This window comes from Neisseria sp. P0008.S010, from assembly GCF_051962715.1.
In the GTDB taxonomy this organism is placed as follows: Bacteria; Pseudomonadota; Gammaproteobacteria; order Burkholderiales; family Neisseriaceae; genus Neisseria; species Neisseria elongata.
Genome location: NZ_JBQCVA010000441.1, coordinates 1 through 235 on the forward strand (window position 1 = coordinate 1; position 235 = coordinate 235).

Consider the following 235-nt stretch of genomic DNA (forward strand, 5'->3'; position numbering starts at 1 on the left):
GACTACAAGGGTATCGCGGCGAGGTGATTTCCTCGATGATCGACGTGGATTATGAGTTCAAGATCGGCGATGAGGTGATCAAGCCCAAGGGCGAGTTGCTCTCCCTGACGGCGCAAGAGGCGGTGAAAACCTTCGGTGATCCGCCGCGCCCACTGCTCGGGGCGGGAATTGCCACCGACATGGATGACTTGCTCGACCTTTTGCACGGCAAGGGCAACCACTCGGTGATCCGCCT

General features: G+C 59.1%; 1 protein-coding gene. It reads left to right on the forward strand.

What is annotated here, in order from left to right:
- The coding region (locus ACTHSL_RS14260) for a hypothetical protein (RefSeq protein ID WP_440381762.1) at positions 1-235 on the forward strand (235 nt) is incomplete at both ends.